Genomic DNA, 22,256 nt, shown 5'->3' on the forward strand with positions numbered 1-22,256 from the left:
GACGCCAACTGGCTGGAGCGGCGTGGGGTCGGACGGCTCGATGCAGTGGGTGGTGGCGGTCACCGCCGGCCCGATTCCGATCTCTGTAATGCGAACCAGGTTCCTCAGCGGATGGTTCGCTCAGAGCTTGGCTCTGACCTGCTAGTTTCATGGGGATCAGCTTCGGACGGGTGTTCCGTGGCTGCTGTGCGGCCTCATTCTAGCGTTCTCAGCGCCCGCCGGACTCGTTCCGCCTCCGGCGGAACGAGCGGTCTGTGAGAGGCAGCCAGGCGATGGCGTTTCCTCCACTGCAGAGGTTTTCGTGACCCTCCGTTAGGCTGAAGTCAGGTCTAAACCTTTCCCTTTGGTTTAGACCACTCTACTTGGCAACTAGAGAATGAGAGTTGGTCGGCCGATGTTATGTAACGGGATGTCGACGGCTTGCGGGTCCTCATGTGTAATGCCACTGAGACAAGGTGTCGGCGATACAGAATTGATCGACCGGGCGGGTTCTGTATCGCACACGGCTGTTCTTCGCCGCGGCCGGTTGTCGGCAACGGGGCGCAGCAGGGCCGCGATGAACTCGTGGGCAGTTGCTTGGTGTTGAGGGCTGACGCGGGCCCAGCCAGTGGGTGCGCCTGGCCTAGGTTCCCGGCCGGGTTCGGGCGTCAGGTGTTGGGGGTCGTGTGGTGGGGCTCCGCCGGCGGGATGGTGAGGTTGTGGTGGGTGAAGAGGGTGGTGAAGAACTGCTCGAGGAGGAGGCCAGCGTGGTGTCGGTTGCTGAGTTCGGTGGAACTGAATCGGTAGACCTCGTAGCCGCGGAGCTTGAGGTCGCGGTCGCCGCGGACAGTGTCCTCGTACGCCTTGGCGGTCGCGTAGTGGTGGCGACCGTCGACTTCCAGGACGGCGCGGTGGCCGCCCGGTAGGAGCATGAGGAAGTCCATACGGTGGTTCAGCAGGGCTTCGACGCCGCGCTGTTGGACGGTCTTGTGGTCCCAGTGCAGCCAGACCTCGGGGAGCAGGACGGGCAGGGTCGAGGCGCGGGCGCCGTAGATGCGGTGATAGAGCCGGTAGAGGTCGCGCTGGGGAGAGACGTCCTCGCTGGGCATGGAGGCCAGCAGGCGGTTGTAGAGGTCCTTCTTGGCCTGCTCGGTGTCGTCGGTGCCGGTTTTCTCCTGCCACCACTGCTGCAGGTCGCACCAGCGAATGCCGTCCGGGCCGATGAGTCGGTCGTAGACGAGGACCTGGTCTGTCCCCTGCAGGACTTCGAGATCGTTGTCGACGACGCTCAGGAAGCGGATGTCGGGCTTGGCGGTGGTGGCGAAGATCAAGGTCTTCGGCCGGCGGGCGGCGCCGGGGCCGGTGCGCAGGAGCTGGAAGTGTGGGTAGCCGTCGCGCTCGCCGGTCTGCTCGAGGCGGATTGCGATCGGTGCCAGCGCCGTGTTGACCGTCTCGACGAGGCGGCCTTGGGCGCCAGCGTCTGGGAGGGTTACCGGGTCGACCAGGGCTTCGAGGAAGCGGGTGAACCTGGCGGAGCCGGCCTCGAAGACCCCGAGCTGCTCGAACAGTTCCTCCGCCGACCAGTCCTCTCGGTTGCGGAACACGTGCTGGTGGATCCGGGCCCGCAGGCTCGTCGTCGACGATCCCGTCCACAGCGCCATCGGGTCGTCGTCCAGGTGCCAGAACCGTTCCAGTGCGCGCTCGAACCTGTCCTGGCGGTAGAGCAGTTCGTCGAGGTTGATAGCGGCGGCCAGCTCGCGCCGCACCCGGCCCGGGATCTCGATGACCGTTCCGGCGTCCCAGACGGCGTCCTCGAGGGCGAACCGCTCCTTCCCGCGGACGGACACCTGCGGGGAGTCGAGGAGGCGCTGCGCGGTCTGGAGGAGGCCGCCGTCGTCCGGGAGTGCCTTGAGGCAGGCTTCCAGGCGCTGGCTCTTCGAGCCTGTGTCTGCCGCGGGTATCGGTAGCCTGAGCTCGGGCCCCAGCTCGGTCAACTCCCGGTGGGTACAGGAATGGAGCCCCCACACGACAGTGCTGACCGCTTCTCGCAGCTTCGTCGGATCCACCGCCACGGGACGAGTGTGGCAGACCGCTCGGACAGCTGTCCCAGAAGCGGCGCAGCCGCCGTCCCGGCAGGCTCCGGGGTGCTACACCGGAGCGCCGTTGCACCGGCCGGGGCAGGTCGGCGCAGCGGGGGTACGCGGAGGGCGGCGTTCTGGCCTTGCCGGAAAGGGGCGGTGCAGCGGGGTGTGGGGCGCAGCGGCAGGGTGGGACGAGGTGGGGCGTTGGCGCCGGATGGGCCCGTCTGTCCGGCTGGGACGTGCGGTGCTTGGTGGGAAGATCGTCAAGGCGCTCGGGGTCGCAGCACCTAAATGATCTTGAGTGCTTCGTCCCACACGTTGCCTCCGTCCGCCCAGGTCCACAGCCATTGGCGCAGTGACGGTGCGGCGTAGCACAGGCCGTCGTGGGGGTTTTCGCCCCAGTCGGGTTCCCAGCCGTCGGCGTCCCAGAGCAGGACGGGGTTGTCGATCGCGATCAGCGAGACGTGCCACTGCATGCTGCAGCCGCCGCCTGTCAGGAAGAGCCATGACGGCGGCCGCCCGTACTTTGGCCCTCGCGTGTGGAGGGAGGTTGCGCAGGGCCAGTCCGGTCTGTGCCGGTAAGGGATGTGGCGCGGTGTCAGCGAGGCGAGGCCGCCTTCCGGGCCGAATCCCCCGTCGCCGATCTCGGTGTAGATGCGTCGGAGCAGTGGCGGCAGCTCGTGACCGAGCTGCCGCTCCACTTGCTCGACCTCGGCGTTCGTGAGCGGGGGAAACGGCTGGTCCGGGAGACAGCCGTGGGGATCGCCTGTGGTTCCGGTGCCCCACGCGAGGTTGTGCAGCCGTTCCAGGAGTGCGTCGTTGTCTGCAGCGGTGCGACGGAGGGCATCGGTCACGGGGCGGAACTGTAAGTGGGGTGGATACCTGGGGCTCCGTAGTGGAGGTGACCGTTCGGGGATTGTCATCAGTGCTTGAGGTGGTGGTGTTCAGGCGCCGAGGCCGATGTGGGAGACGTAGGTGTAGGCGCCCCAGTCTGAGTCGAGGTCGGCAATGACGTCGTCCCAGATCTCCTCCAGCTTCGTCTCGTCGCCGTCGACCATGGCGTCGACGGCCTCGTCCCAGACGTAGCGGACCTGGATGGTGCGCAGGCGGAGGTTGTCGCGGCGGCGGGGCTGGTCGACGAAGTCCTGGTTGACGGGGTGGATCTCAACTCGGGTGCCGCGGCCGGCGTTGTTGAGGTGCTGCTTGAAGCCGCCGGGATTGGTGAGGACGTTGTGGGCGCGCAGGTTCCAGTAGGCGGTGTCGATGGCTTCGAGATTGTGGGGGCGGGGGCGCTGGGTGCCGTGGGTCCAGGCTCGGATGGTGCGGGGGGGGTGGCGGTGATGCCGGCGTCGCTGAGGGCCTGGGTGCCGCCGGTGGTGGTGGTGAGATAGCGCATCCGGGCGAGCAGGCCACGGCGGGTGGTGGGCGGGGATTTGATGCCGCCTTCGATGATCATGCGCTCGAGGGCGTCTTCGAGGGCGCGGCCGAGGGCGATCTTGCCGTGGACGTTGCCGGGGTCCAGATGGGCGCCGTACTTGCCGAAGTTCTTCCATCCGTCGGTCGACACGTTCAGGCGGCCTTTCGGGTGCGCGGGAGGGTGTACTGGTCCTTGAGCTTCATCTGGGTGGTGAGGCGACCCTCGGTGAACACGGTGCGCCAGTCGGTGCTGTCGCTGGTGGTGTGGAGTTCATCGGTGCCGCGCAGGGCGACGATGGTCAGGCCGTGGGTGTGGGCGCGGTGGGCCTTGTACCAGAGGTTGGCGAATGCCTGGGAGCGGATGATGTGCATCCAGTCCGGGCGACGCAGGTCGCGGTTGTGGGTGGATTCGCCGATGGTGGAGACGAACTTGGCGTAGATCGCCTTCACGTAGGCCTCGGTGACGGTGTCGGCGGTGGTGATGGCGTTCTCGCGGGCGAGGGTCAGGACGCGGCGGTACTTCTCCAGCAGGCTTTCGCTGGCGCCGGAGGTCCAGGCTTCGGTGATGTGGGGGGCGTCGGCGAGGCCGAGCTTGTGGCAGCGGATCAGCAGGCGAACGGTGGCGTCGTCGAGAAGCACCGGGCCACTCTCGCGGCGGTTTCCGATCGGGTCGGGCAGGTGGGGGTGCTGCCAGATGGGGCGTTTGGGCAGCAGGTAGATACCGGAGCGCTTCGGGTCGAAACCACCGTCGGGCTGGTGCTGCAGGGCGCCGATCGGAAGGTGGGTCTTCAGGGCGGTGCAGTAGGCGGCGTTGGTGTCCAGGACATCGACCGCCACCGGCAGCAATCGGCCCTTGCGCAGGTCGTCGAGCAGGACGACGTTCTCCCACTTGTGGCGGCCCTCCCAGATGTCGTCGGCGCCGTTGCGGGACTTCTTGCGCAAGAAGTCCAGGGTCTCGGGATAGACGGTGTGTTCGTAGGTGGCGCCGACGCGGGTCGCGTCGAAGAGTTCCATCCCGTTCGGGATGGCCTTGTTCTCCAGCGCGGCGATCGCGGCCTCGGTGTCGCCGCCGTGCTCCTCCAGGGCCTGGTCGACCGCCGAGCTGATCATGTCGAGGTAGTAGCTGTAGTCCCGGTCCGAGTAGCCGGTGCCGCGGGCGGCGGCCGCCCGGGCGCTGCCGGAACGGGCGGGGCGCAGCGGCTGGTTGCCGGTCTCGAAGGTGGCAGGAACATCCGCGGCAGGGCTCTGCACGGCGGGCGCGTGGGACGGGCCGTGGGCGCCCTCGGCTGCCTCGGCGGCCAGGGTGGTGCCAGGAAGCGGCGTAGCGGGCTCCGGGAGGCCTTCGGTGGTCGTGTCGGGTGTCTGGGGAACCTCCGTTGCCTGGGCGGGTCCGGTTGCGGGCACAGCGGGCGCGGCGGGGTCCGGGTGGGCCTGCTGGGAGGACGCGGCGGGGCCGGCAGAGGGCGCGGCGGGAGCGCCGGACGCAGCGGCCGGGGTCGCGGAGGACGCGCCGGGCGCGGCCTCGTGGTCGGGGGTGGGGTCGGTGAGGCGGGCGTGGGCCGGGTCGGCTGCCAGGGTGAGGGTGGCGAGGTGGCCGAGGTCGCGTTCGGCAACAGCAAGGCGGACACGGCCGCCGCCGGTGCCGAAGGTGGTGGGGGCGCTGTCGGGGGTGAGGGTGAGGGTGACGTCGGCGGCCAGGGCGTGGATGAGGTCGGGGTTGTCGGTGTCGAGGGCGGCGAGCACTGGGAGGTGGCGGGTGCGGGCGAGGTGGGCCAGGGCCTGGCCGGCGTCGGCGAGGGCGGGCGCACCGGACAGCGGCAGGCGGGGGTCGGGGGCGGTCTGGAGGCGGTCGACCACGACGAGGGCCAGCTCGGGGACGTCCGCGGCGGTGGTGGTGATCGCCTCCGCGTCCAGGCCGGTACCGTCGTCGATCAGCAGCGGGGCCGCGGCGAGGAGTTCGGCGGTCTGGGCAACGGCCTGGCGCTCGGTGTCGTCGAGGGTCTGGGCGCGCAGGCGGCGGTAGTCGACCGGGGTGTGCGCGGCGATCACTCGGGCGGCGATGTCGGCCCGGGTCAGCCCGGAGGCCGCGTACAGGACGGTGCGGTGCTGGTCGAGCGCGGTGGCACGGGCTGCGCTGATCGCCAGCAGGCTCGCCCCGGCGCCGGGGGTACCGGCGACCAGGTAGAACCGGCCCGGCTGCAGACCGCCCAGCGCGGTATCCAGGGTGGGGATGCCGGTCGGCAGACCCACCGACGAAGCCTGCTCGGCGCCCCCGGCCGTAGCCGTGGCGGGGAGCAGGGTGTCCAGGGCCGCCCCCAGCGGGGCAAGCCGACGGCGCGGGGCCGACGGCACCATGGCGGCGGGCGCGGACGCAGGCGCGGACGCAGGCGCAGCGGCCGCAGCTGACGGACCGTCGGACGAGGCGGGTTCGGTGGCTGCAGCGGGCCCAGCAACTGGAGCGAGAGAGGCGGCAGCGGGCCCGGTGGCCGTTGCGAGGGGGGCGCTCGCGGGGCGAGACCCGGCGGCCGGGGTCTGCACGGCCACGGCCTCCGGTGAGGCGGCGGGAGCGGTGATCGGCGGGGCGGGTGCGATGACCGCTGCAGTGGGGGGCACCGCGGACGCACTGGACGGTGGCGGTGTCGCAGTGGCCGGGAAGAGGGCGGTGGCACAGGCCAGAACGGCTACAGGCCGCTTGTGGCGCAGCAGCACCTGCGGGGTACCGGCGGCGGCCTGGGCGACCAGGTCGCCCAGGACGGGGCGGGCCTCGGCGATACCGAAGGCCGGCGAGTCGGCCGTGGCCAGGCCTGCCGTAGTGGCCAGGTGGGCGGAGACGAGCAGGGCCCGTTCCCCCTCGCCCCGGGTGAGTTCGGTGATGGTGCCTTGCTCGGCGTCCCGGATGAGCTGGGGTAGCAGCGACCGGGCCTTGTGCACGCCCAGCGACATGGCTGGCACTCCCGGACCGGCGGTGATGGGATCGGGCGGCGGAACGGACGCGGCAGGCACCAGGGACTCCAAACGGCGCAGCAGGAACAGCAGCCAAGAATGTAACGCAAACCCTAGCATGTGCGATACATAAAATAGGGTGTGCGGTGAGCTGCGGGATTCGAGCAGGTCGTCTGTGGTTCCGGTGTGCTGTCTGCCGATCAGATATGTAATGGTACATCGTCGCCGGAACGCAGACAGGTCCGTGCAAGGACGCGAGTGGGAGCTTGCGGCGGCTGTCAGCGGGTCGGGAGCGGACGGGCGGAGTCGCCGGGTTTCGACGTCGACGAGCCTGCGGCTCGGTCTGCCCGACTGAGGGCCCGTAGGCGAAACGGGGCGACTGGTTCCAGTAGTCATACGAGAGCGAGTGCGTGGATGTCGCGCTGTTCCGCAGCCCCGACGGCCGGTCCTGGCACCTGGCCGACGCGTGCGAGACCTGTGCCGGCGCCATCCCGCACGCCGCGCGCGTGCCCACGCACCCGACGACGGCGGCACCGGCACCCGGGCCGGCACGCAGGCGGCCGCGCGGTGGGGAGGCCCGCACCGCCGCCGAGCAACGGCTCGCCGCCCGGGCCGCACTCGCCTACACCGGCGCCTCCCTGCCGTCCGGGACGAGCAGCGAGGCACGGCTGCTCGCCGTGCTGTGCGCGCTGCGCGTACGGCCCACCGGCCTCGCACCCCCACCGCCCGGAATCACCAGGTCGCTGCGCCTGCACGCGCCCGCCGGAGCGCTGGCCGAGCTGCAGGAGGCCCGGTGGCTGCACTACCTCGGCAGGCCCTGCGGCGGCCCGGCCGTGTTCGTCCCCGAACTCGCTGGCACCCGCGGCCGCACACGAGCCGGCCAGTGGGCCCTGCATGTTCTCTCCGACCGCAGAGCAGCGACGCTCAGGGTTTCCGTGCGACTGGCCGCGCTGACGGTCGCGGCCTGGGCGGAGCCCTCCGGCACGTCGCACCTTCTGGAGCCGGAATCCGCCGCCCGTGGCTGCGGACTGAGCGGGCAGGCCTTCCGGCATGCTCTGGACGAGGTCGGCGCCGCTGGCCTCCTCAACAGCTGGCAGCTGCTTCCAAATGGGTTGGTCCGCTGCTCCCCCACAGTTCCGCCCCCGGCCCCAGGTGGCTTTGAGCTCGGCTGCGGCGAGAGTCCGCAATGACGGCTCCGCCCGGGCTTCGTGAGCGGTGTCGCTTCCGGACTTGTCGCTGCTCAGATACCCACTGGTGCCAGCTGTGGTGGCGTGGCCGGGGATTCAGCGTCTGTCCGACCAGCCGCCTCGCAGACCTCAGCCCATATTTCGGCCTCGGAGATGGCCCGGAGCGAGACCGTCTCCTTGTATCCGTTGTAGGCGAGGCCGTTGTCCAGGACCGGCATCCAACCGCGGGCCCGCCAGGACTTCACCGTGGCTTGCTCCAGCACGTTCGCATCCCGCCCGACGGGAAACCCCATGGTCTTACGGAGTGTCCAGCCGTTGCGACGGTGCTCATACAGTCGGTTGTTCTTCGGGTGGTCCTCGCATATGCCGATCTTGGCCGCACCGAGATCGAGCTTGACCACCAGGTAGAGCAAGGCTGGCCTGTCGGGCTTAAATCCGTACTCAGCACACGCAGCGCACGGTCCGCTTTGGAATCGCATGTTCAGGTTGGGCGCACAGAAGTGCCCCTTGGCAAGGCATGTGCCGGGCCACTTGGCGGCGTCGTTCTCGTAGGGGATGGCAGGATCCGGCTCGTAGCCCCATGATCGGGCCAGCTTCCGCGCCTTCTCGTCCGGGAACTTCATCTTCCCGCTGCAGTACTCGCATCCGCGCTGGCCGGAGCGGATGTTGTCTAGCCTCGGTTTGTCGACCACGTTCCAGCAGCGCATGCACCATCCACGAACTGGCTGCTTCACATCGCGAATGATCTCCATCGGAAGGATCAGGCCCCTGGAGATCATGTCGGCACGGCGCTCGTTCGCCCTGCGGCGGTCCCGGCAGTACTGACAGGCAGAGTCGCCGCGCAACGCACGCACCTGGCTGAGGTAGGTCGGGAAGGGCGTCTCCCCCCCTGAACACCCCTCGATGAGGCATCGGACATTGAACGGTTTCGATGTCACGCCTGGGTACTGGTCTACCGGCTCGCAGCCGGCCTCGGCGAGCTCTGCGGTCGCCCCAGCGTGGTCGGTCTTGGATCGCTTGGCCATCCCGCCATCATGGCGCCCTCCCCTGACAGGCCGTCAGTCCCTGATTACACAATCAGCCCGTCGAAAAGCGACCGGGCATGGACTGAATCCGGTCGTGTTGGGGCCGCCGCCAGCGGCTCACAGTGGGACGGCGTGAACCACGGCGGACAACCATGGACAACCATGGACCTCCACGGACAACGAAGGGGCCTGGCCGAACCCGTGCGGGCCGGGAGCACCTGTCGTTTCGTCAGGGTCGGCTCGCGCCACACTTCCAGCATGCCGAGCTTTCATGACAGGAAGGCGATCGGTGACGCCCACGAGCGACGCGTCACCGAGGAACTCAACCATCGCGGCTGGGATGTCAGCCCCTGGGGCCAGGGAGTCATGGGCGAACCCGTCCGCCTGGCCCTCCGCAACACCGACAGCTTCCTTCGTTGGACACCCGACCTCATCGCGGCCCGTGACAGGCAGGTCGTCATGATCGACTGCAAGAGCCGAATGACCAGCCGGACCAGCAGTCGGCACGCCATTGAGAACGCCGCCGTCACCGCCCATCTCCAGCTCGTCGCCTGGACCCGGCTGCCGCTGTACTACGCCTTCGACAACCTCGACCTCCTCACCCCCAGCGACGCCCTCGGCACGGACATCCACGGACCGCGGACCACCGCCGGCTCCGGCGCGCCCTACCTCCTCGTCCCCACCGACCGTGCCCTCGCCTTCGACCACGTTTTCGGCCCGACCCGGCGCAGCTCGCTTCCGGACGCAGCCTGAGCCCGCACCCGCCCCGACCGCCAGTTGGCTCGCCCGACCTTGCCCGCGACTCTCCCGGACTGTCAAAGCACAGTGAGACTCCCGCGACGGAGCATCCAGATCAGCGGGCTGGGCAACCGGAATGCCATCACTGGATCACTGCCCGAAGTTGCAGGTTCATGACTGATCAGCGTTCTCCTCATCGGTTGGTCCCTGGTCAGTGAAAGTGGCTCCCCGGTACTCGGCGTGATTCCGATCCACGCATCCGGCAACGTGGAGGGGGGCGGGGTGGCGGGTTCGGGAGTCCCAGACCAGGGACTGGTGGCACAGGGCGGCAGCAAGAGCGGCGAGTTTCTCCGCCGGGTACGGTCCAGGCTCGGGGACGGTGATCTGGATGGCTGTGAAGCTGCTCCAGTCTTTGGCCAGGAGCGCGGTGCGCTGGTGCTCGGGGATAGTGAACCGCGTGTGCTGGGACCCGTTGACGGAGGTCTGCCCAAATCCGCTGTAGGTCCGGGAGGCCTGGGCCAGGTACCAGCTGGTGACGCCGGTGGTGGTCGTGCGCTGGTGCAGCCACTCGTCCGGTGTTGCGGGGCGGTGGGGGTCTCGACGTCGGCCGTCCGCGCGGTCGACGGGGGTGGGGACTTCGCTGTAGGAGGTGTTGACGCAGACGGTGGCAGCGACGCGGCCCTCCTCTTGGAGGGTGTCGCTCGGCAGGGCGCCCTCGCCGAGGCGGGCGTGCTGGAGTCCCGGCCAGATCGTGCGGCAGGCCTCGGCGTCGACGAAGATCACGACAGGGGTGGTGCCGGGGAGGATCCTGAGGGCGGCACGGATCTCCTCGCGCACGAGTTGGGCGCCGTCCTGGTGGCGGGCGTGCCCGTCGATGCCGATCGGTCCTGAGCCGAAGGCCGCTTCCGCATCGGGAACGGGCAGCCATGCGTGGTGTCGGCGGCTGTACATCTCCAGGCGCCACGGCACGTCGGGGTCGGGGTGTGTGTGCAGGGCGGTGAGGACTTCGACCATCTGGGTCTTGTCGGCGGAGCCGAGCGTGCGGGTGCTGCTGCGTTGCTGGCGCAGGTGCAGTCCCACGAGGACGGCGGGGTGGTCCAGGCCGACGGCGTCGGCCATGCGCCGGTCGACGGCTCCGAGTCGCAGCAGGAGGTCGCTCAGCCCGTTGATGGCGGGGTAGTCCAGGCGCGGCCGCGCGCGGGAGGCCTTGGCAGGCTCTGCCTGGTCGAGGCCTGTGTCGGGGGCGGTGTCGGTGTGGCCGGTGCTGTCGGTGTGGAGGCTGTCCTCAGTGGTGTCGTCCTTGGGCTTGAGACGCTCCTTCTGCGCGATGAACTGGGAGACCATGCCGCGTTGGTGGAAGTGCCGGCGCAGGTCGCGCTTGGGGTCGTAATCGGCGCCCTGGTCGCGGCGGGTGGTCTTCTTCTTGGGGTTCCAGAGGGTTTCGACCCAGACGCCGCTCAGTCCTGCGGCGGGCAGGTCATCGAGGAAGGCCAGTTCGCGGTCCCAATCGGGGCGGGTGGTGGCGGTGAGCGCGGGCAGCCGGCGCAGCCGGACGCTGACCCTTCCGGTCAGAGGGCAGTCCTGTTCGTCTTGCCAGTGTTCGATGTCGTCTGGGGTGTCCGCGTAGGGGGTGAGGGCTGCGGTCATCCGGTCGCGGGTGTATTCGTGGTCGTAGAGAGCGAGGATGCGCACGTGCTGGTGCCCGGTGCCGGCGAGTGCCTTATCGAGGTCCTCGCGCAGGACGGGGCCTTTGGCTGTGCGGGTGACCTGGTGGCCGGTTCGGGTGTAGGTGACCTGCTCGAGGCTGTACTTGGCGCCGAGGGCGGCGTTGATGTGCCGGGCGAGGGCGAGATTGAAACGGGTTCCTGTTCCCTTGCCGAGGGGGTGGTCGGTGGGTGCGGGGACGAGTGCGCGGACGGGGCCGCCGATGGCCGCGAGTTCTGCGTTGCTGCACAGGGTGATGCCTTCGAGTTCGCAGGCGTCGACGACCTGGGCGGTGTAGCCGCGGATGTAGGGCTGCCATCCGTCTTCAGTACGGCGGTGGCCGACGGGCAGGCGGAGCACGGTGCTCTTGCCTCGGGCGACGAAGGCGGTGCGGGTGCTGGCCCAGTGGGTGGCCAGGCGGCTGGAGGTGGGCAGGATGTGGACGGCGATGCGGGATTCGCCGGGCAGGGTGACGACGCGGAAGTCGAGTTTGTGCATGGCGGCGCCGGTGGTCTGGCGGCGCCCGGCGGTGTTGGTCAGGACGTGGTTCCAGGCCAGGAGGCTGCCGTTGGTGTCCATGAGCCACTCCAGGTGCGGCCCGGGCGATGCAGGGGTGTCCGGCTGGGGGTCTTCGCCGGTTGCTGATGACGCAGCGGCATCAGGTTCCTCCTCCGGTTCTGTTTCCTCGCCGACGGAGGTCTTCAGCCGGGGTGGGGGCGGGGGGAGGTGGAAGCGGTGCTTGGCGAGGGCCGCGGCGAGGTTCCAAGCTGCGACGCGGAAGAACCATTGGGGGGCCAGGGGGCGACCAGTTGAAGCGTCGGTGATGAAGTCGGCGAGGTTCCTTCGGACTTCTTCGCATTGTCCGAGCAGCGGGGCGAGGGTGTTGGCGTCGTCTCCGCCGCGGATGTGCCGCTCCCAAGCGCGGACCGCGCGGTGAAGCAGGCGGCGGTCGATGGGCTTGGTCGTGGCGAGCATCGTCGGTACGGCGGTTTCGGCGTCGGGCTGTCCGAGCGTGTCCGGCATGATCACCACGGGCTGGTTGGTGACTGCGGACAGGGCCGTGGCGAGGGCTGCGTAGGCTGGGCGGACGGGCCGGGCGCCGTCGTGGTCGCGGTAGCTGGGAAGGTGGCTCCAGGCGACGGCGAAGTCCTCGCTGAGGGAGTAGAGCACGACCTTTCCCAGACGCTTGGGGTCCAGGGTGTAGGCGAGGGTCGTCAGCATACGGTGTCCAGGTCTGCGCGGTGGATGGCGTGTTGGTCGGCGAAGGTGAAGAACCCGTCGGTCGATGCCTTGTTGGTGGCGACGACGGTGCCGAGTTCACCGCTGCGCCTCCATGCAGCTCGCAGCTCGCGCAGGAGGGTCGGCAGGTCGGAGTTCCCCTTGCCGTCGACGAACGCGGCGTCTACGAGGTGCAGGCGTCCTGGGGTTCCTCCCCGTCGGGCGCGGCCGACCAGTTGGATGATGGAGGCTACGAGTTCTGCGGTGATGGCGAGCTTGGCGCGTTTCGGCAGTGCCTTGAAGTAGCGTTCCCCTGCCAGGAGTTCGTCGAAGTAGGCGCTGGCAGTGGCTTTGGCCTCGGCGAGGACGGTCCAGGGCTGGTGGTGGGCCCTGCGGTCGTCGAGGGCGCGGGCGCCGACGTGGGCGAGCAGTTCGTCGGGTTCGTCGACGATGGACATGGGGCGCACCGCGAGCCAGATCGATCCGATGCGGGAGCGGTGTTCGCCGGGGGCGAGGATGTTCAGGCTGCGTTCGGCCCGTTGGATCGGCGCGATGAGGATGCGGGCCTGCGGCATGCCGCCGAAGTCCTCCAACTGGTCTGCCGGGATCTCGGTCCAGTGGCGCTGGCGGACTGTCGTGGCGATGTTCGGATCTGGGTCGGGGCGGACGGCTACGGCGAGGAGGCCCGGAGATGCCCCTGCGTCGGTCAGGCCGTCGGCGAGGTCGTGGCAGCTGACGTAGGAGGTGGTGGCGAGCAGGATGGTGTCCTGGATGCCTTTGGGGTTCGTGGCCTGGAGTTGCTCGAGTTCGCGTTTGAGTTCGCTCCAGAGGCGTTTGCCGAGTTCATAGGTGGCCTGGCGTCGTTTCTTCCCGGAGAGGCCGGAGATCCGCAGGAGTTCGGCGGTGTTCTCTCCGGGGATCGCCCTGAGGTCGATGACGACTTCGCTGCCCTCGTCGGGGACGACGAAGGACGGCTTGGTGTGGACGTGGTGGCGGTGTGCGCCGGGCAGGTAAGCGGTGGCGGAAAGGCCGAGCACGATGCGGCGGTGTCCGGCGTGTGCCAGTGCGGTGGTCTGCCCAATGTCGGTGATGTAGCGGTGGGGGTCGCCGCCGAAGGCGACGGCGGACAGGCGGGTGTTCTGCGGGGCGTCGGTGTTGACGTCCTCGGTGAAGGCGAAGACCAGTCGGCCGAGCGGGCCGTGCGGGACAGCACGCCAGGCGTCGTATCCACCGAGGGCGGAGGCGATCTCTTCCGCTGCGCTCACTCCGGCGAGTTTGAGCTGGGGGGCGTCGTAGACGAATCGGTAGAGCATGTCTCTCAGCGGGATCAGGAACATGCGGCGGACCAGCCGGTCGATGGCGTCGAGGCGGGTTTTCGCTGAGGGAAGCCAGGTCCGCAGGAGGTCGTCGAGGCGCTGGCGGGCGTTATCGAGGGCGCCAGCTTCGTCCTGGTGGCCGACGATGGCGCGGGCGGCGGTGGCGAGGTCGCGGAGGTGTTCGGGCAGCAGGTGGGTGTCGGTCTTCCCCCACACCGCTTCGAGGAGGACCGTGTGGCTGCTCGTGCCGGCGGGCGGCGGGGTGGACCCGATCTGTGCGGGGTCGTTGTCGAGGAGGGGGGCGAGCGTCGAGGCCAGCCAGGAGTCCCACCGCTGCGGCACGATCCACCGGCGGCCGGCGTCGCGCCGCAGGCGGCGGCTGGGTCGCGCGGTGGGCTCGTCCGGGACGTGGTCGCTGCGGCCGAGGTCGCCTCTGGCCAGGTGCATGGAGTACGTCTCGGCCAGTCTGCGGCATCCGGAGACGTTCAGCCGGGCGCGTTCCTCCAGTGCTCCGGGCAGGCGGTGGAACGCGGCGACCAGTTGCCCGTCCATGTCGAGGAGCGGCCGGTCGTGCGAGCGGTCCCCCCAGGCGAGGGTCAGGCCCCGGCCCGCGTGGGCGAGGACGGTCGACTGGAACGCGTCCAGTTCGTCGATCACCACGATCTGGCAGCGGCGCAGGATGAGTTCCTCGACCGAGACGCGTTCGCTGACCGTTCCGTCGGCGAGCTCCAGGGGGATGTGCATCCGCCCTTGGTGGAGGTTCGCGTGGGTGGTGACGATGATGCGGGCGGTGGTCGCCGTGCGGGTGAGCCGGAACTTGCCGCAATCCTGACGGAAGGGGCACACCTTCGGCTGCGGCATGGTGCGGTAGTCGTCCTGCCGGGGCGGACGCACCGGGGTGAGGTTTCGGCATGGTTCGCTGCCGGGCGACCAGGTGTCCACCTCCTCGTCCACGGCTGCCAGTGCGGGCAGTTGGCAGGAGTATCCGATCCGGGCGAACACCCAGTCGACGTAGTCGCGGTCCTTGGAGTTGCGGACCGTACGCTCCAGTTCGCGGGCGAGGCTGTTGGGCGACATGAGCGGAACGACGGCCTCACCGGGCTCGAGGCCGAGTTTGGTGAGGGCGCCGGACGCCTCGAGGTCCTCCTCGATCTGTCGTGTGATCTTGAGGGCGGCCGAGTTGGTGTCGACGACGATGGCGAGTGTGAGTCCCGATTCCAGCGCCCAGGTGGCGGTGCCTCGCATCATGACACTCTTGCCGGAGCCTGTAGGCGCGCTCAGCACCTGGGTGGGGCCGGCCCGCAGTTCGAGTTTCCCTTCCAGGCGCCGGCCGTTGCGGTCGCGCATGCGCTCGAAGAACGGCCTGAGGGTCTGTTCCCGGAACGCGGTGCGGGACTTGTCGTCCAGGCGGCTGCTGAGGCTGAGGAACTCGGAGATGTCCAGGACGGCTTCGGGCAGGTCCTCTGCTGTGGCGAGGGGCAGGGCGGGCGGCCGGTGTTCCGGGACGTGCTCGTCGCCGAAGGTATAGGAGGCCAGGATCGGGGCTCTGAGGCCCTGGGCCATTGGGACGTTCAGGGTATTGGTGTGTTCGCCGACCAGGGCGATGGGTTGCGGGCGCAGCCCCTCGGCCGCGATGGTGTCCATCTCGTCGAGGAGTCGGTCGGCGAACGCGCGGGGCGCGATGCCGTGGTGGAAGCGGACGTGTTCGCGGTCGTCAAGGAGCCGGACCCCGGGCACCTTGTCCTGTTCTAGCTGCTCGACGGCGTGGGAGCGGAAGGAGCTGTCGTTCGCGACGTCGTTGTCCCGGTGGCGCAGCATCCTGGCAAGGCGCCGCTGGTCGTCCGTCTTCAGGGCGGGGTAGCCGCTCCAAGCGTCGTACTTTCCCGTGAGCAGGTAGTGGGCGGCGGTGAGGGTCGCGGCGTCGGGTGCGCGGAAGTGGGCCTGGGCGCAGGCGAGTGCGCAGGCGAGGAGTCGGGGAAGGAGGTGTTCCTGGCGCTTCGTCTGTGGGGGTGCGGTGGTGGTCATTTGGCCTTCTTCCGCGCTCGTGCCAGTTGCTTGGCGACTTCCCTGTTGACGTCTTCGACGAGCCACACGGTGTAGTCGGGCAGGAGGTCCTGCAGTTCGAGTTTCTGGCCGTGGCCGCGGTGGTCGGGGATCACGATGGTTTTCGCGGCCAGGGGCTTGTCCCTGATCTTGTCGGCCAGTGCGCTTGCGCTGGCCACGTCCTTGAGGTCGACCGCCAGCGACCAGCCGAGGCAGGCGAGGGTGAATTCGACGTCGTAGAGGTCGCGGCCGGGCCACAGGACGACTTCCAGTGGTGTCTTGCCGTGCCATTTGAGGAAGAGGCGGAGTTCCTCGACGCCGGGGACGACGATGAACCGCCAGACCGCGTGCTCGACGCATACGGTCCGCTGGGGCCCTTGGAGGCGGCGTTCGCGTGCGGCGGGAGTCCGCGGTACGCGCGGGTCGCGGGGCTGCAGCCTGGGCCGGCCGTCGGCGGTCGCGCCGGTGCGGATGCTGTAGTGGGCGTGGTGGTACTGGTAGGTGCAGCGGACCTGGGAGCCGTTGACGCGCATCGGCCACTTGCACACGGGGCAGGGCCACCACCAGCGGCCGTCGTGGACGCGGTCGGCGGGCAGCGGGGTGTAGCGGACGGGCATGTCGATGCCGGCTTCCATGCACAGGTCGGCGATCTCCCCCGCTCCCCCGACCGGGTGCTCGACGACGAATCGGCGGCGGGCCACGTACAGGCGGTCGTCGGCTCCGGTCTTGATCGCGAGGAAGGCCTCGTTCTGCACGGCCTCCTGCCGGGTCCAGGTCCAGCTCGGCAGCCAGCCGCGTCCCTGGTCGCCCTTGTGCAGGAGTTCCATGATGGCGGTGCAGCCATCGGACCAGACATCGTCGCTGAGCTCGTCCCACTCCAGGACGGTCAGGCTCCCCAGCGGATCGTTCTCGAAGACGTCCGGAGCCAGGCGGCTCATCGGCCGACTCAGACAGTCGACGAACTCCGCAGGGGTCAGCGCCCGCTGCTGCGGGCACAGGGAGTTGACCACTCCCGCCATACTCATGATTTCACGCCAGGCACGGGATTCCTCGTGCCGGACCGTCCACGCGTGAGCCGCGCGAATAGCCGCAGTCAGGATCTTCGTCCTGCGCCGACTCAGGGCAGTATCGAGCACCGCCACATCTCCTCCATCACACTTTACTGAGTGTTCTTGACAGAGCGCACTAAGTGACGAGAGAGATCATGCGTGACAGCTGGGGCGCACGAGCAACGCACGCACTCCGGGCGTGTCGCATCCACGAAGGCCGCACCGGAGCTCTGACCTGCCATGTCTCCACGAAAGGGACCCAGGCGAGCGCCCGATCCAATCACTCCATCGAGTGAGAGCAACGGAGGGAAGACTGACGATGCGCCGGATCAGACAGCGGCAGCGACGCCTCGAGGTGGGACACGGTCGGCGGCTGCTCTCTCAGGCAAGTTGCAGGCGGGTTCCACGGCAGCAACCACATCGGCCCGACGCACCCGGAGCCAAGACGCCGTACGTGGCTGACAACGCGTGCCATCGAGCAGCGGCTCGCGTCCACCCCCAACCCGCGCATGAAGGCATCGGACCGGTCTGCGGGGATACGCATCCGGGTCACCGATGGTGGGCAGCAGCACTCACCGTCGGTGGCACCGGGCTTCTCGCTACTGTCCTGGGCCTGCTGCGGCCTTGCGGTTGCGGTCCGCTGTTTCACGAAGGCTGAAGTCGAGCAGCGCGGCTCGTATGTCAGTGCCCCGTTCCGTGCTCAGTGTTGCGGCCTTTTCCTGCAGGGCTCTGCGCAGGGTGTCGGGTGTCTGGCTGCGGAGCGCGGTGGGCATTCTGCGGTCCGTTGATGTCCATTGGGATGCGGGGAAGTAGGCGACGAGGTAGAGGCCGTGGGTGGCGTTCAGGGTGGGGATGTAGTCGTCGGCAAGCTGTGTCTGCATCGCGCTGTGTAGTTGGTCGTGCCAGTTTCCCTTGACCTCGATGACGAGGGTGGGGATCGCCGGGGTGTCGGGGGCGGGGTCGGTGGTCACCGTCTGGAGGAGGAGGTCGAGGCGGTCGCCGGCGCCGCCGATGGTCCTGTTGATCTGTACCTCGCGTCCGATCACGATCTTGCTGTCCACGAGCCGGGTGGTGAGGTGGTGGGCGAGGTAGTCGGAGATGAGGTTCTCCTCCTTGGGGTAGCGCAGGCGCCGGCGGGTGGGTTTGCCGTTGACGATCTCAGGAGTGGTGTCGTTCCACATGAGCGCTGCGGGGAAGGTCCCGTGGGTCAGGTCGTGCTGCAGCGTGGCGAGGGCGTCGAGCACCAGGTCGGTGAGATCGGCGCCGTCGCGTACCAGGCGTCGCCGGGAGTCCTGCAGGAGGGCGTGGAGTTCGCGGGAGGTGGGCCGGGACCAGGTCCGCTCGCGGTGGTTGCGCTGGGCCGTGCGCAGGGCTCGGGCGAGCGGTTTGGCGTGGGGGTGCGAGTGGGCGAGGCTGCGGAGCTCGACCACTGAGTCCGGCGTTCCCCTGGCAGCGAGGTGTTGGACGACGGTGTCGCGGTGTTCTGGGCCGTCCTCCTCGTGCCCGACCCATCGGGACTGTCGCGAAGGGCGCGTCGTCGCGTACGGGTACCGGTCGATCAGGAGGTCGGCGAGGTCGGCGGCCTGCTGCTCCGTCAGCTCGTCGAGCCACTGTGTGCGGCCGCGGTCCAGGATGCGTCGCTCGAGGGGTTCGAAGGACTCCGGGCCGGCCCTCAGCCAGTCTGCGACGGTCGGCCAGGCCCGGGCAGGACTCGTCTGCAGGAGGAAAGCGAGGAGTTCCACCGCGAGCGGGGACCTGCGGCCCTCTCCGATGGCCCTCAGCTTCCCGTCCAGGTCCGCCAGCACGGTCTCGGCCCCGGGCCCGGGCAGGTCGCAGGTCAGGCGCAGCAGGGTGGTGAGGGTGTGGTGGATGGCGTGGTGGCCTGGGTCGGTGTGCTGGGTTGCGTCCTGCAGGGCCCGGTCGAGGCAGTCGGGGACGGCTGCGGTGAGGCGGGTCTCGAAGTGGGTGGTTCTGATGTGCTGGGCAAGGGGCAGGGTGTCGCAGAACTCCTGGCGGGTGATCGCCGTGTCGAGGAGTGCGAAGAAGGTGTCGTGGAGTTGGTCGGCGGCATGCAGGGTGGCGTGGCGCAGCAGGTGCGTCGTCCGGGTGTCCGTTGGGTTGGCCGTCGGCGCAAGGGACAGGAGCGCTGGTGCCCAGCGACGCCAGTGGGCGGGGGTGATGGTGTGGGGGTGGGCTGTGGGGTGGGTGTGGAGGGCGGTGAGGGCGAGGACGCCGGCCCAGGCTCTCCAGGGGATCTTGTCGGTACCGATCCATCGGGTCCCGGCGGTGTCGGGCGCGTCGAGGTAGTGGTGGGCCGCGGCCAACAGTCGGTGCTCCGCGTCTGCGGGGAGGACGGCTATTGCGGGAAGGGCGGTGAGGTCGGGGTGGAGGTCTCCGGTGTCGCGGCCGGTGTCGGGGTCCCGTCGCAGTACCAGGCAGAGCTGCCAGAAGCTTTCGGCGTCGCCGGCTTCGGCCCTGTGGAGGAGGTCGGTGGCTTCGCCGACCCACGTGTCGTAGCCGTCCCACTGTCGGGGCGCGGGCCTTCTCTTCGCTGCGCGTAGTGCCCGTTCGCGGAGCATGTCTGTGTGGGGTCCGTGCAGGGGGACGGGGTCGAAGTGCGGGGCGAAGAGCGTGGCCCAGATCCGTGTCCCGCGTGTGGCCCACGCTGCTTCCTGAGCCACCGGGTCGTTCGGGGGCCAGCAGCGGGAAATGAGGGGGCGCAGGAGGGAGGCTGCGTGGTCGTCGAGGTCGCGTTCCATTTCGAGCAACCAGGGCAGGTCGGCGGGGTCGAGGAGTCCTTCGCGCGGCTCCGCTACCGGCCCGGCCGCGGTACGGCGCGTTTGAAGGATGCGCCGGGTGAGGGTGGAAGAGGCGGGTCTGGGTGTCCAGCCGTCGGCTGCGAGGTGGGCGTCCTCCTCGTCCTGGGCCAGGCCGAGGAGCTCCAGGGCCAGCAGGCGGCGCAGATGCCTCGCCTCGCCTGCGCCGGGCGCGGTGTCGGGGGTGCACAGTGGCAGTGGCACGGCCAGCGTGGGGTGGGTGCGCAGCAGGGGGTGGAGCCATCGCGCTGTGGCGGGGATCCTGGCGGCTGCGCCGGGTCCGGTCACGGCCCGGTCGAGGAGGTCTTGCGTCATGTCGTCGGCGTGTGCCCAGGTGGACCACTGGTGAGCAGTGGGGCTGCTGTTGCTGTCGGCTGCGGCAGGTGCGGGCGGGGCGCCGGTCAGGGCTTCGGTGGCCCAGTGGAGGAACGGCTCCACGTCCGCCTCGGCGAGCAGGCTCGGCAGTGACACGCAGAACATCTCGTAGTTGACGCTGCTGTTCGCGGACGGTGGCACGAGCTCGGTCAGGAGCTCGCCTGCGGAGAGCTGCTCCGGCCAGACGGCGTTCAGCACCCGGCCTCGCAGGAGGTGGGCCGGGTCCCGCTCCGGGTGCACACGCAGTTCGCTCAGGATCGGATTGAGGAGCGCCGCGGCCGCCGGGCGGTCCATGCTGGCAGCCACCGCTGCCGCCTGGCTTCGCAGCTCGGGGGGGCGCTGTGGATCGGCGGCCAGAGCTGACACTTCGGTGAGCAGTTCCGTGAGGTTGCTGTCGACCACGGTTGCCAGGGCGAATTTCAGTTCCTCGGAGCTGGGTTCGGTACTCGTCCCGTCTGGGGCTGCCGGGGCGGTGAGAACGGGGCGCAGCTGTGCGGCGAGGCCGGGATGATTGAAGCGAGAGGTCGGCCCGGACCACCACGGGTCGAGGTTCAGCCGGCTTTCGCGGGCCCGTTCCAGGATGCGGTCGACGACCAGGCGTTGGCAGGCCGGGTCGGCGATGTAGGAGCTGTAGGCGGCGATCGCTTCGGGGTCGGCGTCGATCAGCCATGGGCCGAGAGCCGGGCGGAGCGCGATGAGCCATGCGGCGAGTTCGTGGAGGTCGCCGTGGATGCCGGGCGCGTTGCCTTCGCCGCGCTGGACGAGGAGGCTCTGCAACTGGGGCTGAGGCAGGTCGCGGTCGAGGAGGTGGCAGGCGGCCAGGTAGGCGGCGATGGATGCGTGGACGGGCCTGACCAGTCCCGGGCCGGCGCCGGTGAACAGCGGACTTTCCAGCACACTTCGCACGAGGGACTGGGTGATCTCCGGAGTGGCGAGGTTGTCGACAGCGAGGTGGCGGCCCTGCAGGAGTGGCTGGGGTGTGAGGCTCACTGCGGGAGCGCCGGTGAGCAGCAGGTGGCAGGCGACTCGGCTGGCCACTGCGAGGCGCTGCTCGGCGCTGCCGTCCAGATCGTCGGGGTCTCGGCCGTCGCCCTGTCCCATGACGGTCAGCGGCAGTGCGCGACGGTACAGCTCCGCTCGGCCGAGGGGCAGGCCGCGGTCTGCCTGGTAGAGGTCGAGGAGCAGGTTCAGGGTCAGCGGCATCCGGGCGAGGGCTTCTGCGCCTGCGTCGGTGACGGCGCGGGTGAAGGCCTTGGGATCGGTGTTGCGGGCTGCGGCCGCGGTGTGGACGTCCTGGCGGCGCAGGGGTGCCAGGACGTGTGCTGTGGTGATGCCGAACGCCTTGGTCATGGCGTGCCGCAGGGTGGCTGTGAATGCCGTGCTGCGGCAGGCCATGAGCACCTGCAGGGCACGGCAGTCGTAGTTGCGGGCGAGGTCCTCGATCCAGCCGGCGATGTGCTTGGGTTTGGCTCTGCACTCGTCGACGCCGTCGATGACGAGCAGGAACCGGTGCCTGGACGGTGTGGCTGGCCGGCCCGGTGGGGTGAGTCGGTCAAGGACTGGGGCCGCTTTGCGGGTGAAGTCTTCCCACCGGTCGACCTGGCCCATGTCCACCCAGGCTCGGGCGTCCCAACGGGGCGGGTCTTGCGGTGAGGCTTCTTGGAGGAGCGCGGTCAGCGCGTGGGTCTTGCCCGCTCCGGCCTCGCCCAGGAGGACCGCAGACTGCGTGAGGACGTCGGAGAGCGCGACCACGCCGTCCAGAAGCCTGCCGGTGGGCATCAGGCGACGTCCCTCGATGAAGAAGCCGTGCGGGTCCAGGCTCGGGGACCGGCCTTCCTCGGTACAGAACCGGTCCACGTGCACGAACGCTCACATCCTTCTCCCGTCCCGTTGGCTTCTGCGGGACTGCATCTGCGGCTGGCGACACCGTAGCCCTGTCGCCTGACAGGCCAACCATGCGCAACACGGGCCCTTGGGTCGTCCCGGGAGTCTCCCGCAGGGTGTTCCTGCCGCCTCGTTCGGCAGACCGCTCAGCGTCATAGGCCTGCCGTCGCTTCGGCGCACCGGTGCTGACGAGTTGTGCACGTGTGAGCTGTCGCGGCGACCTGTGTTCCCGTCCCTCGAGGCGTCGCGCATCGGCTTGGGCGCGGCCCGACGTTCCCTTCCCTCACACGCCCGGGCGCCTCGGGCACAAGTTCGGAAGGGAAGGCTGGAGGCCTCCCTGCACGCGCAGGGGCCGCGGGCCACGGGCCGCTGCTCTCGTCGGACGCCTGGCCCTGGTTGAGTTCCTCTGTCGGCCGTCTGACCGCAACCGGACCTGCTGTGCTGGAGTGCGGCGCACTCTCGCCGTGGCCGCTGGGCTGCCC

Annotated in this window: 10 protein-coding genes; 2 read left to right on the forward strand and 8 right to left on the reverse strand. The window is 69.5% G+C overall.

What is annotated here, in order from left to right; genetic code table 11:
* Nucleotides 1-647 precede the first annotated feature (647 nt).
* From ACZ7RU_RS11030 to ACZ7RU_RS11040, 3 genes are all read right to left on the reverse strand, one after another.
* Nucleotides 648-1,973, reverse strand: coding sequence for an AbiJ-related protein (locus tag ACZ7RU_RS11030; protein WP_470340597.1), 1,326 nt, complete (start codon nucleotides 1,971-1,973; stop codon nucleotides 648-650).
* A gap of 374 nt (nucleotides 1,974-2,347) precedes the next feature.
* A complete protein-coding gene (locus ACZ7RU_RS11035) occupies nucleotides 2,348-2,914 on the reverse strand; it encodes an SMI1/KNR4 family protein (RefSeq protein ID WP_470340598.1) in 567 nt (188 codons plus the stop codon).
* Nucleotides 2,915-3,629: 715 nt separating this feature from the next.
* Nucleotides 3,630-6,419 (reverse strand): DnaB-like helicase C-terminal domain-containing protein, encoded by a 2,790-nt coding sequence (locus ACZ7RU_RS11040; RefSeq protein WP_470340599.1) that lies wholly within the window; start codon nucleotides 6,417-6,419, stop codon nucleotides 3,630-3,632.
* 410 nt (nucleotides 6,420-6,829) lie between these two features.
* Between ACZ7RU_RS11040 and ACZ7RU_RS11045 the strand changes: the two genes are divergently transcribed.
* A complete protein-coding gene (locus tag ACZ7RU_RS11045; protein WP_470340600.1) occupies nucleotides 6,830-7,609 on the forward strand; it encodes a hypothetical protein in 780 nt (259 codons plus the stop codon).
* Between the two features lie 50 nt (nucleotides 7,610-7,659).
* Here ACZ7RU_RS11045 and ACZ7RU_RS11050 read toward each other — a convergent pair whose 3' ends face one another.
* Nucleotides 7,660-8,631: a hypothetical protein gene (locus tag ACZ7RU_RS11050; RefSeq protein WP_470340601.1), complete on the reverse strand. Its 972-nt coding sequence runs from the start codon at nucleotides 8,629-8,631 to the stop codon at nucleotides 7,660-7,662.
* Between the two features lie 258 nt (nucleotides 8,632-8,889).
* Between ACZ7RU_RS11050 and ACZ7RU_RS11055 the strand changes: the two genes are divergently transcribed.
* A complete protein-coding gene (locus tag ACZ7RU_RS11055) occupies nucleotides 8,890-9,384 on the forward strand; it encodes a hypothetical protein (RefSeq protein WP_470340602.1) in 495 nt (164 codons plus the stop codon).
* A 156-nt stretch (nucleotides 9,385-9,540) separates the two neighbouring features.
* Here ACZ7RU_RS11055 and ACZ7RU_RS11060 read toward each other — a convergent pair whose 3' ends face one another.
* The 4 genes from ACZ7RU_RS11060 to ACZ7RU_RS11075 form a co-directional block, all read right to left on the reverse strand.
* Entirely contained in the window at nucleotides 9,541-12,294 is a 2,754-nt protein-coding gene (locus ACZ7RU_RS11060) for an RNaseH domain-containing protein (RefSeq protein WP_470340603.1), read from the reverse strand.
* Nucleotides 12,288-15,632, reverse strand: a complete 3,345-nt coding sequence (locus ACZ7RU_RS11065) for a DEAD/DEAH box helicase family protein (protein ID WP_470340604.1) — start codon at nucleotides 15,630-15,632, stop codon at nucleotides 12,288-12,290. Before ACZ7RU_RS11065 ends, ACZ7RU_RS11060 begins: the two co-directional genes overlap by 7 nt.
* Nucleotides 15,629-16,792 carry a restriction endonuclease-related protein gene (locus ACZ7RU_RS11070; RefSeq protein ID WP_470340605.1) on the reverse strand — a complete coding sequence of 388 codons (1,164 nt, stop codon included), beginning with the start codon at nucleotides 16,790-16,792 and terminating at the stop codon, nucleotides 15,629-15,631. The genes ACZ7RU_RS11065 and ACZ7RU_RS11070 overlap by 4 nt, the downstream gene beginning before the upstream one ends.
* A gap of 506 nt (nucleotides 16,793-17,298) precedes the next feature.
* Nucleotides 17,299-21,753 (reverse strand): NACHT domain-containing protein, encoded by a 4,455-nt coding sequence (locus ACZ7RU_RS11075; protein WP_470340606.1) that lies wholly within the window; start codon nucleotides 21,751-21,753, stop codon nucleotides 17,299-17,301.
* Nucleotides 21,754-22,256: the final 503 nt, after the last annotated feature.

This window comes from Kitasatospora sp. NPDC114501, from assembly GCF_055633695.1.

Coding starts and splice junctions, on each gene's coding strand:
- ACZ7RU_RS11040 (WP_470340599.1), bottom strand. CDS start 6,419: ATGTCGCTGGGCGTGCACAAGGCCCGGTCGCTGCTACCCCAGCTCATC.
- ACZ7RU_RS11055 (WP_470340602.1), top strand. CDS start 8,890: ATGCCGAGCTTTCATGACAGGAAGGCGATCGGTGACGCCCACGAGCGA.
- ACZ7RU_RS11050 (WP_470340601.1), bottom strand. CDS start 8,631: ATGGCCAAGCGATCCAAGACCGACCACGCTGGGGCGACCGCAGAGCTC.
- ACZ7RU_RS11060 (WP_470340603.1), bottom strand. CDS start 12,294: ATGCTGACGACCCTCGCCTACACCCTGGACCCCAAGCGTCTGGGAAAG.
- ACZ7RU_RS11065 (WP_470340604.1), bottom strand. CDS start 15,632: ATGACCACCACCGCACCCCCACAGACGAAGCGCCAGGAACACCTCCTT.